The sequence below is a fragment of the Halobacillus litoralis genome, assembly GCF_020524085.2.
Lineage (GTDB): Bacteria > Bacillota > Bacilli > Bacillales > Halobacillaceae > Halobacillus > Halobacillus litoralis_E.
Genome location: NZ_CP129016.1, coordinates 1,501,632 through 1,513,964 on the forward strand (window position 1 = coordinate 1,501,632; position 12,333 = coordinate 1,513,964).

Consider the following 12,333-nt stretch of genomic DNA (forward strand, 5'->3'; position numbering starts at 1 on the left):
ATCACCCCAGTGTAATTTCTGATCGCATTTCCTCCAAAGTCACTTCTCCAATATAGCTGACATTCAACAGTTCACTGTACGTCTCAAATGGACCGTTAGCATTCCGGTAATCGATAATATTTTGTGCGATTGTCGGACCGACGCCTGTAATTTCCTGAAGCAATTCATAACCGGCTGTATTCACATTGATTGGATAGGAGACCTGTCCATCATCAGATCCATTTCCACCACCAGATCCTGAATCACCATCATTGTCTTCCGTCGTGCATTCATCACTTCCATCAAAAGGAGAACCTTCAATATCGTAAGTCGATCCATTTGTAGTGACTGTAATGTCACCAGTATCACACGTGGAATAAAGGTCTGTTCCGTAATTCCATAAGCGATTGGTTACTTCGGAATCAGGGTGACCATAATGATTGTCCCCATAAGACAAAATTCCGACTTCCGGGTCTACATAATGGACAAATTCATTTGAAGTTGAAGTGTCAGCTCCATGGTGGCCGACCTTGAGAATTTCTGCTTCAACATCATAGAGACGACTCATCGTCTGTTCGTTTTCTACCGTTGCATCTCCTGTAAACAAGAAATCAATCTCATCATAAGAGGCCTTCAATACGATCGATGACTCATTGTTATCACTCGATGTATTTTCAGAATTGAGGATTTTAATGTCCAGTTGTGAAAAATCTAAGCTGTTTCCCTCTTCCGCCATTTCAAGCGGGATATCTTTTCTTTCAATAATATCCAGATATTCAAAGTAAGTATCTGTCGTATGCGTCTTTCCACTATCCAGGACTTTATTTACTTGGATGTTTTCCATAACATCAATCAATCCACCGATATGGTCGGCATCCGGGTGTGTGGCGACAAGTAAATCAATCGTGTTGATTCCAGCGTTTGATAAGTAATCCACGACTTCTTCGCCGGCAGATTTCCTACCACCATCGATCAAAATCGTTTTTCCAGACGGTGTTTCGATCAGGGTGCTGTCACCTTGACCAACATCGATAAAATGAGCGGTCATTTCAGAGTCTGGTCGCAAATCTTCATTAATAGTAAAGGCAAGAATAACAGAAAACTCAGCACGAATGATGGATTTCTGCGGTTGGAATGAACCATCCCGATAACCATTAATGATTTGGAGCGAAGCCAATTCTTCAATCGATTCTTTCGCCCAGTGATAGTCCAAATCATTAAATGTCGTTGTGTTTCCTTTTCCTTGAACGTCATAAGCTTGGTCGATCATGTAAGAAGCTTCGGCGCGGGTAATTGGTGCCGAACCTCTGAATGTACCATCCGGGTAACCACTGACGAGTCCTTTTTCTGCCGCAATGGCAATGGCTTCATAATAAATACTATCCTTTTCCAGATCACTGAAATCCGGTTGAGATTGAGGGGTCTCATTCGGATACAAGTCATTCACGAGCATCATCGCTGCCTGCTGACGTGTAATGGGATCCCTCGGCCCGAATAAGCCATTTCCGTACCCGTTGATGATTCCTTCTTCATTCAAGTACAAGATTTCTTCTTTCGCCCAGGGGGTCTGGTCTAAATCATGAAAGGTTTCTTCCGCGCTCACCATATTCCACTGTCCTGCTAACATAAGGGTGAGCATAATGATCCATGTTGTTAAGAACCTCATCCAAGTCGCCTCCTCTTTCTATGTTTAAGATCTCTAATACTAGGAAATTAACATTATAGAGTGTTTATGTAAATAAAAAGTAAAAGATTGACAACTTTTGTAACATAAATCTTATAAATTGTCCTTTATGTTACAATCAGATTACAATCAATAGAATAGTAGGAGGAACTCTCATGAGAAAAAGACCCCTGTTGTTAGTACTAATGACTTGTTTTGCGTTAACTTTGTCGGGTGTCTTCATTCATTCTAAGGTGTATGCATCTTCAGATTTTCAGAACATCCAGGAAACCTATGAAAAGAAACAATACCAAAAGAGTTCATTGAGAGTAGATCTTTCACAAATAGACCAACATAGTATAGTAGTGAAAGGAAGTAAAACCTCCGTTCAACACGTTATACATACATATAATCTAAAGCCACTGGATGTATCAGAGGCGCTGAGTAAGCGGAACTTTCATGTGCTTCAAGTGCCGGAATCACAAAATTATCAGGATGTTTTGCAAAAACTGAAAACGGAAGCAGATCTTCAACGGGTGGAGCCGAACTATATCCGAACATCGACAGCTGCCCCTCAAGATCCTTATTACGAGGAGCAATGGCAATACAATCCTTTAAATATGAATGAGGTTTGGGGAATGCGCGGCTCCCATGACACGGTGATCGCTGTCCTGGATACAGGAGTGAATGCTGATCATCCCGATTTGAAGGGAAAGATTTTACCTGGTTATAACTTTTTAGATGATACCCCAGACCCCTCTGATGATCATGGCCATGGCACCCATATTGCTGGACTGATTACAGCGAATGCAAATAATGAAGGAATTATCGGTGTGAACCCTTCAGCCAAAATCCTTCCGTTGAAAGTAGCTGGAAAGGAAGGGAATGTCAGTTTTTCCTCAAGTTTGGATGCGATTTATTATGCCATCGATCAAGGTGTAGATGTAATCAACATGAGCTACTCCAGTTATCAAAAGATGGACAGTGAGCGGGAGGCTCTCTATGAAGCCTATAGAAAGGGAATTGTATTGGTAGCTGCTGCCTCCAATGATGACTCTTCCAAACCTGCGTATCCAGCTTCTTATCGACCGGTCATCAGTGTTGCGGCAACAGATGAAATGGATCGCCCGACAAGCTTTTCCAATTATGGAGACTGGATCGATCTCACTGCCCCGGGCCAGAACTTAGTCAGTACCCATTACAAAGGAGGGTATGCCTATAATGATGGGACTTCCTTTTCATCTCCTCTTGTGGCGGGAGTGGCAAGTTTAGTGAAAAGTCATCATCCTTCATGGGATCCCTCGGAAATTGAATGGGCCATGCAGAATACAGCAGAGACGTTTACGGGAGTGACTTGGAACTTATATGAGGGATTCGGTATCCCTGATGCATCTCTATCCATCAATAGTCAGCCCTATGACTCAAGTGCAGATGCAGCAGATACGTATGGAGATGCCTACGAGATGACAAGCACAGACGTGAGTAACCGAATTGGGAAACCAGGAGATACAGACTGGTACACATTCGAAGTTAAAGAAGACGGGGAAACGACGATCAATATTGATCAATTGGATGAGCACATGGACCTGGTGGGAGTTCTTGTGAATGAAGAAGGGGACCACACCATCATTGATGAAAATGGAAAAGGTGAACAGGAATCGTACACATTTCCAGCAGAAGCAGGAGAATATCATTTGCAGATCTTTGAATATTACAATCATTGGTCATCAAAATCTTACAAACTGAATGTAACGACCCCAGATCGTGAATATGGACCAGCAGCTCAAACGTTTCCGGATGTGAAAGGGACATGGGCGGAATCCTATATCAATTATCTAGTAGAAGAAGAATTGATGGTCGGCTACCCGAATGGTAATTTTGGTTTCAAAGATTCGATTACTCGAGCCTCTGCTTCGGTCATGATTGCCAAAGAGATGGATCTACCACTGAAAGAGTCGCGCTTTCCTGATGTCAGCCCCGACCATTGGGCGGCGAAATATATTGGAGCGATGGAAGAAGCGGGAATCTTCCTTGGCTATGATGACGGGACATTCAAACCGAACAGAGCTTTATCGCGTGAGGAAATGGCTAGCTTGGTTGTCCGTGCTTATCAGTTAACAGGTGATAAGGAAAGTGATTTTACGGATGTTCAAAAGGGGACATGGTCGTATGAACCCATTTCTATCCTAGTATCCAACGAACTCGTCACAGGATTCCCGGATGGTACATTCCGACCTAAGAAAGAAATCAACCGAGCTGAATTTGCAACGCTTATGGCTCGTTTATTACAGAATAATAAGTGAAAGAAAAAGCCAGCTTCTATCCAAGAAGCTGGCTTTTTTAAGTCTTCTAGTTATAAGTAGGCAACAAATTGCTTTACCTCAATCTCTCCTATAATCAGCCAAACAATAAGAAAGACAGGGGGACTCCAATGAAGATGAAAAAGCATGTAAGTGTAAGGGTCAGCGAGTCTTTAAATGATGAAATTGAGTAGAAAGCGAAAGAGCTGGGACTTAGTAAAAGTTCCTTTATTTCATTCTCAAAAAAATTTTTACTGAATCAATTGAAACATGTACGAATTGTTAAGAACAAATATGGAAATACATATAAAGATAAAAAAAGCCACCCACCGGTGGCTTTTTTATTTCGGATAAACCTTCCATCTGGACAAGTCGACCTCATCACGGTTTACCTTATTTTTAGGGAATACAAAAGTCCATGGCTTACTTGTATTGGCTTTTACTTTTAAATCATTCAGTTTAAATCCACCCTTAGCAATGACCTTTCCTGTTGCATCTTCAACGACAAGGGGAATGGATTTCAAAGTGATATCTTCTTCATTCCCATTTCTCACAAGAAGAGTCACATGCAAATTGCCCTCGTCGCTAAATGTCACTTGCAATCCTAGGAAATTGACTTCCCCAGGCTTTGGCGGGGTTATAGTGCTCACATACTCTTCAAGTTTATCTATTTCTTCCGTATCCAATGATTTTTCCCATGTCTCTTCAAGGTCGAGGGAGTGTTTTCTTGTTTGCGTCTCGAAAGCTAATTTCCAACCATTGACCGGGATATTGGTATCATTATTGATAAAGTCCTTTTGATGAAAGGAGAAAATCCATGGGCGGCTGGATCGGCCGGGTAAGAATCCTACATCGGTGAGATCAAATTGTTTCCGGGCCATTAATTGTCCTTGTTTATCTAATAGTAAGATCGAAGTAGGGTTGAAATGAATGCCTCTTTGCAAAGAATTCCGTAGAAAAGCTTTGACGAGAATGTTTTGATCCTTCTTTTGAATATCAAACCCAGTGACACTCACTTGATTCGGTTTAAGTGGAGGCAGACCACTGTTATAAAAGCGGTAAACATAGGTTTCTTCTTCCGGTAGATGCCAGTCCGGGTGAAGAGACAGTTCGGTGTAGACTTCTTCCGTATCCTGAACCTCTTCTTCTTTTCCGGTTAATAAGGAAGCGTCTACCGCCCCTTCATCATACGCTTTCGTTTCTTTCTCTTTCTTTTTCCATTTAAACATTCGATTCCGCCTCCTTATCCTGTTGTTTCATGAGCTTGGTCTTCACTACTTGCGCAAGCATGAACACCATCTCTTTGTTGATTTCGGCATAATTATGCTGGAAGATGTCATACCCATCTTGCTGGTAAAGGCGCAATGGATCTTCTTGTTGATATTGTCTGATCCCGACCCCTTCTTTTAATCGTGTCATCATTTCTAAATGGCGGACCCAAAGCTTGTCCAGGATATCAATGGAGAACTGTCGCAACTTCAGTTGGAGTGATTCATCCTCAGACCATGATTGGATTCGTGCGCAATACTCATCGGCATAGGAAAGAACATCTGCTTTTAATTGCTCGATATCCTCATAACTCTTTTCTGATAACGCTGGAGCGGTACCAGGTGCACTTCGCTGGATTTCATTTTCGAGTCTTTCCAGCGGCCAATTTTCAGGAACGACCGTTTCCGGACAAAGTTTGTCTATTAAATGTAAGAAGTGCGTAGGAACTTGTTTGGAAATGAGGCTGAGAATATCTTCTTCAACAAGAAGCTTCTCTCTGAATTCATAAATGACCTTCCGTTGATCATTGACGACATCATCCATTTTCAGTGTGAACTCGCGCACGTTGTAGTTGCTGCCTTCACTGATCAGTTGAGCGGTATCGACGAATTTGTGAATGTCCTTGTTCGTAACCTGACCCTGATCATCCGTTTTGAGGGACTTCATTTTTCTTTCCTTCTCATCTCTGGCAAAACGAACAATCAAATCGTCCTCTAAGGAGAGGATGAATTGAGAAGACCCCGGGTCCCCTTGACGACCGGATCTTCCTTTTAATTGGTTATCGATTCTTCTTGCTTCATGACGCTCGGTTCCGATGACGTGAAGACCGCCTAACTCAGCCACTTCTTCACCAAGAACGATATCGGTCCCACGGCCGGCCATGTTGGTGGCGATGGTGATCTGTCCTTTTTGTCCGGCTAAAGAAATGAGGCGTACTTCTTGTTCAACACTTTTCGCGTTCAATAGTTCGTAGGAAAGGCCGGCCTCATCTAAATAGGTAGCCACCTCATCTGATTGCAAAATGGAAGTCGTCCCGATCAAAATCGGCTGACCGGTACGGTGGACGTCTTGAACTTCACGCACCAATTCTTCGTACTTTTGCTCTTTAGTAAGAAACACTTTATCAGAACGGTCTTCTCTGGCTACGGGTTTGTTCGTAGGAATCTGGACAACATCCATGCCGTAAACCGTCTGGAATTCTTTCTCTTCCGTCTTGGCTGTCCCTGTCATTCCTGCTAAAGAAGGGTACATACGGAAATAGTTTTGAACGGTGATGGAGGCTTGAGCCTTGTTTTCCTCCGTAATTTCAAGACCTTCTTTTGCTTCGATTGCCTGGTGGAGACCATCAGACATCGTACGTCCTTCCATCATTCTTCCTGTGAACATATCAATCAGTTTCACTTCCTGATCGTGGACGATATAGTCCACATCTCTCTCAAAAAGAACATTGGCTCTTAAGGCTTGGATCATATAATGATAGAGCGTTTGATGCTCAAGGTCATAGAGGTTATCAATTCCGAAGGCACGCTCGATTTTGTTCATGCCATCATCCAGAAGATGAACGGCTTTCGTTTCAGGGTCAAAGTGATAGTCGACGTCTGCTTTAAAAGCACGGGCAAGCATTGCACCAACTTTATGTAAATTCGCACTAGGTTTCATTTTTCCAGCAATGATTAAGGGCGTTTTCGCCTCATCGATTAAGACGCTATCAATTTCATCAACGATGGCATAGTGGTACGGACGTTGGACTTTTTGATGGACGGCTGTCACCATATGATCCCTTAAGAAGTCAAAGCCGAATTCTGTTCCGATTCCATATGTGAGGTCAGCCATGTAGGCTTTCTTTTTATCCGCCGATGAAATTCCAGGAACATTCAAACCGACTGAAAGACCTAAGAACTCATATAAAGGACCCATGATTTCCGCATCTCTCCGCGCAAGGTATTCGTTGACAGTAATGACGTGGACGCCTTTGCCTTCTAAGGCTCTAAGATAGGTGGCAAGAGTAGCGACCAGCGTCTTTCCTTCACCTGTCGACATTTCGGAAATATCCCCATCTGTCAGCACAAGGCCTCCCATCAACTGGACATCAAAGTGACGCATGCCAAGGATTCGTTTTGCAGCTTCACGTACGACCGCAAATGCATCATTACGAATATCATAAATCGATCGTCCATCCTCGAGTTCTTTTTTTAATTTATCTGTTTTAGCTCGTAGTTCATCATCACTAAGATTCTTATAAGTTTCCTCTAGTTCATTAATCTTCTCTACGTATCTATTATACTTTTTAAGCTGGAGGGTACTTTTGTTCGGCAGTATACGCTTCACTGAATCTATCATTAGTCCTAGACGCTCCTTGATGTAGTAGTCATTATCTTTCAGTTTACCATGTTCCTGCTAGTCACTTCTACACAACGAAGGGAGTGTTTGGAAGATTTGTAGAAAGAAATAGGTAATTGTTTGATAAGTGAGAATAATACGAATATAATGGAGAGGTATGTAGAAAGGGGGAACATTGTAGCACGATTCTGGAAATATTTGAAGGAGGAGAAAAAGTGAATTTGAAAAAGACGTTAATTTTGTTCTTTGTATTTCTTCTAGCATTCTCTCATTCTGTTTTCGCTGCGACTGGGGTTCCGAACAAAAATTTGGAAGGTTCAACCAAATCTGCAGATAAAAAGACGGAACGGGTATTTTCGCTGGAGGATGACCGTGAGAATTATGGACCAAATGATGAAGTACGAATCATTGTTGAGTTAGAGGACGAGCCTACTATTTATTCGGCTCAGAGCTTAGGAAAGAGTTACAGCGAATTATCTGAAGCGAATAAGAACAAATTGCGGGAGGAAGCTTTAGATGCGCAGGCGAAAGTGAAAGCTGCCATTAAGAAGGAATCCGTCCCGATGGATTACAAACAAAGCTTTATAACAGTCGTGAACGGCTTTAGTGGTACAGTGAATTTCAAAGCTGTAGAAGTGATTGAAGCTCTACCAAATGTCGGCAAAGTACATATCACAAACGAATACCAGCGCCCGACAGAACAGCCGGAGATGCTTTATAGTAAAGAGCTTGTCAATGCACAAAAAACTTGGCAGGAATATGGCTATAAAGGGGAAGGAATGACGGTAGGTGTCATCGATACAGGAATCGATCCAGAGCATAAGGACATGGTCCTTAGTGATGAAACAGATCCTGAAATCAGTAAGAGCGATGTCGATGCCCTACGTCAGTCCGGTGAATTGAAAGGGAAATATTTCACTGAAAAAGTCCCTTATGGTTACAACTATGCAGATGAGAACGATACGGTACTAGACCTGGGTCCTGATGCGAGTATGCACGGCATGCACGTTTCCGGAACAGTAGGTGCCAATGGTGATGAAGACAATGGGGGAATTAAAGGGGTTGCTCCGGAAGCTCAAATCCTCGGATTGAAAGTTTTCGGTAATGATCCTGAAATGCCTTCGACTTATGGAGATATTTATATTAAAGCGATTGATGATGCGATCCTTCTAGGAGCGGATGTCATCAATATGAGTCTTGGTTCAACAGCAAGTTTCGTAGATTCCGAAGATCCTGAACAGAAAGCGATTGCAAGAGCTGTCGATAATGGCGTCATGATGGCGATTTCTGCAGGTAACTCTGCGCGTTTGGGAGATGGATTCGCTAATCCGTTAGCTTCGAATCCTGATATCGGAGTCGTGGGGGCACCGGGGCTATCAACAGAGTCCCTGCAAGTGGCATCTTTTGAAAACGAATATTTGATGCTGGACGGATTCAATACACGGGTAGATGGGGAAGAAGGAATTCCTGTACCATTCCTTTCTGCAAGTGATGTGCATCCTGACACTCTAGCAGAAGGGTACCATGAATTGGTGTATGCTGGACTCGGACGCACACCAGGTGATTCAGAGGTGAACCCGGAGGCGAACGACTTTGATGGCGTGGATGTTGAAGGGAAGATCGCTCTTATTCAGCGTGGGGAATCCACATTCGTAAGTAAGACGCTGAATGCCCAAGAACGTGGGGCAAAAGGGGTCATTATCTTCAATAATGTTTCTGGTTATATCAGTATGGCATCCAGTGGAGAAATCGACATTCCTCAATTGGCCATTCTGAAAGATCTAGGAGAGAGTTTGAGAGACCAATTGCAGGAAGGCAGCACCGTTGAAGTTTCCTTTGAAGGGGAAGAAGTAAAATCGATCAACCCTGAATTCGGTAATCTTTCTTCTTTCACTTCATGGGGAGTGACACCAAACCTTGACTTCAAACCTGAAATCACTGCACCAGGTGGGAACATCCTATCCACTTTGCAAGATGATGAATATGGTTTGATGAGTGGTACATCCATGGCTGCTCCACACGTAGCTGGAGGCTCAGCGTTAGTCATGCAGCGCTTGGAAGATGAATTCGATCTTGCTGGTGAAGATCGTGTGGAAATGGCGAAGAACCTTCTTATGAACACGTCTGTACCGCAAGTAGATACAGGTTTGTATAATGACTACTACCAATCAGGACTTGCATTCTCTCCACGTCGACAAGGGGCAGGTCTGATGGATCTGCATGCGGCTATGCAGACGCCTGCCATCGTCACAGAGAAAGAAACTGGTTTAGGGAAAGTTGCTTTGAAAGAGATGGATGGCAAAGAATCCTTTACATTGACTGTTGATAACTTCAGTGATGAAAACACGGTGTATAATGTATCGGGTACCGTTCAGACGGACCTTGTATCAGATGGTGAAAACCTTGTAGAAACACAAGGAATCTACAAGGAAGGCACAATCAGTGAAGAATCACCGTACGCAGGTGAATTTCCGATTGAAATCACTTCCAATGCTGGAAGTGAAGTAGACGGGGAATATCAGGTCCTTGTACCAGCCAACTCTTCCATTGAAATTGACGTAACTGTCGATTTAACAGACGGAATTGACTGGTTCGGTAACCAGCCATTGGATGAAATCTTTGAAAATGGCTATTTCGTAGAAGGTTTCGTGACTCTGGAAGATCCTAATGATGTCAATGCACCACTTAATGTTCCTTATGTAGGTTTTGATGGGGAATGGGACCAAGCACCAATCGTTGATGATACCATCTATGAAAAAGATGGAGATTCTTTCTATGGTCAATCCGGTCTCCTTGCTCCATACGGATCTGAACTTCATTATCTAGGTGTAGACCCATTGTTAAGTGAAGAGGAAGCCCTTGTTGGTTCCCGCAATAACATCGGTTTCTCACCGAATGAAGATGGAATGGCTGATAGAGTCATGCCGATTCTTTCCTTCTTAAGGAATGCAAAAGAAGTAGAGTTTAATATTCTAGATGAAGATATGAATGAATTGCGTACCATTCGTTCCCTTAAAGAAGTAAGGAAAAACTACTTTGATGGAGGAGCTGCGCCATCCTATACGATATACGACCAAGGTGCATGGGATGGTAAAGTAGATGGAGAGTACGTTGAAGATGGTCTTTACTACTATGAAGTGAGATCTGTCGTCGACTATCCTGATGCTGATTGGCAGTCCAAAGTGATTCCGGTCCGTGTCGATACAACGACACCTGATTTAGATGTATCCTATGATTCGGAAACAAAAGAAGTTACATGGGATGCGGAAGATCAAGGAGCTGGACTATCTCATTTTGATGTCATTGTTAACGGAAAAGGTGTCACGGAAACACCATTAGCTGCAAATACAGATACTTACACTGTTAACGCAGAAGATGTTTCGAGTGTGAAGGTCGTCGCTTATGATTATGCAGGTAACACAACGACTGACAGTGCTCTTGAAGGTGAAGATGGAACGGTTCCATATGTGACAGCTCTTACACCTTTAGCTTTAGAACCGATAAGCACGAAAGAAGTAATCGTCACAGGATATGTAACAGATGATTCCAAAGTGGAAAAACTTACAATGAACGGTAAAGAAGCGAAACTGACATGGGATGCAGAAAATGAGCGTTATGCATTCAACGAAACCATCAGCTTCAAATCGGACGGGTTCAAAGAAATTGAATTCCATGCCGTTGATGACAGCGGAAACGATATTTCATTCATCCGCCGTTTCATGATTGACTCCACAAGTCCTGAGTTGTCCATTGAAGGACCGCATTATACGGATCAAGAGGAAGCAACGCTTGATGTCTCCATGGCAGACAACTTTGATGAACTTCGTTTAACGGTCAATGGTGATGAAGCTTATGCCAAAGCGTTCAAAGAGCCATTCGAAATGAGAGCTCTTGAAGAAACGCTCGAGCATACGGTCGACTTGAAAGATGGCAAGAACACGTTCACATTTGAACTAGTAGATCTTGCTGGCAATACAACGACGAAGCATATTACAATCTACAAATCTGACAACGCACCAGCTTCCTTCGATGATGTAGCGGACGGTTACTGGGCTAAGGATGCCATTGAAAAGCTTAACGTTGCTGGGGTCATTTACGGTTACCCGAATGGCAACTTCGGTGTGAATGATGATATTACACGTGTACAAGCGGCTCAAATGATTACGCGTGCGCTTGGTTTAGAGACAGACAATGTCGAAGATCCAGGATTCAGCGATGTTGAAGCGGGCGATTACGGTTATGATGCCATTGCTGCTATTGCCGAAGCAGGCATCATGGTCGGTACACCAGATGGTGAATTCAATCCGAAAGCCACGCTGAAGCGTTCTGAAATGGCGAAAATCGTTGTCGATGCCTATGACTTGAAAGGAAATACGGATGATCGATTCAGCGATGTTCCTGTCGCGCATTGGGCTTCCAGCTATATCAATACACTAGCAGCCAATGAAATTACCGTCGGTTACCCGGATGGAACGTTCAAGCCGAATAAAGAAACGACACGTGCAGAATTCGCTCGTTTCCTTGCGAAAGCAGAAGACGATCGTTTCTAATCCCAATCAATAAGTAAAACCGGATGGGTTCCTACCCATCCGGTTTTTTTTGTTTTAAGTGTAGGATTTATAGGTTAACTACAGAATTTGATGAAATTGTGGATCATGATTCGACAAATTCAAAAATGAGTGGGGCCTCGGGATATTTTAGATATTTTTGACTTACTTGGAGGGCTTTCTTCTTAGTAGCAATTAAGTAAAAACACACTATGATAGTGAATAGTTTCCAAGT

General features: G+C 43.0%; 5 protein-coding genes. 2 read left to right on the forward strand and 3 right to left on the reverse strand.

The genetic code is table 11. The features are described 5' to 3' along the window. Position 1: 1 nt before the first annotated feature. The gene (locus tag LC065_RS07675) at positions 2–1,645 is read right to left on the reverse strand and encodes an S-layer homology domain-containing protein (protein ID WP_226592515.1); all 1,644 of its coding nucleotides are present in this window, start codon (positions 1,643–1,645) and stop codon (positions 2–4) included. Between the two features lie 173 nt (positions 1,646–1,818). Between LC065_RS07675 and LC065_RS07680 the strand changes: the two genes are divergently transcribed. Further along, positions 1,819–3,945, forward strand: a complete 2,127-nt coding sequence (locus LC065_RS07680; protein WP_226592513.1) for a S8 family peptidase — start codon at positions 1,819–1,821, stop codon at positions 3,943–3,945. Positions 3,946–4,283: 338 nt separating this feature from the next. On the opposite strand, the gene LC065_RS07685 is transcribed toward LC065_RS07680, so the two are convergent. Together LC065_RS07685 and secA2 are read right to left on the reverse strand one after the other, a co-directional pair. Beyond that, complete coding sequence (locus LC065_RS07685) at positions 4,284–5,171, reverse strand: accessory Sec system S-layer assembly protein (RefSeq protein WP_226592511.1); 888 nt, start codon at positions 5,169–5,171, stop codon at positions 4,284–4,286. After that, positions 5,164–7,551 carry an accessory Sec system translocase SecA2 gene (gene secA2, locus LC065_RS07690; protein ID WP_226592509.1) on the reverse strand — a complete coding sequence of 796 codons (2,388 nt, stop codon included), beginning with the start codon at positions 7,549–7,551 and terminating at the stop codon, positions 5,164–5,166. The genes LC065_RS07685 and secA2 overlap by 8 nt, the downstream gene beginning before the upstream one ends. A gap of 215 nt (positions 7,552–7,766) precedes the next feature. Here secA2 and LC065_RS07695 point away from each other — a divergent pair, with 215 nt between their 5' ends. Then, the gene (locus tag LC065_RS07695; protein WP_226592507.1) at positions 7,767–12,101 is read left to right on the forward strand and encodes a S8 family serine peptidase; all 4,335 of its coding nucleotides are present in this window, start codon (positions 7,767–7,769) and stop codon (positions 12,099–12,101) included. The last annotated feature ends 232 nt before the right edge of the window (positions 12,102–12,333 follow it).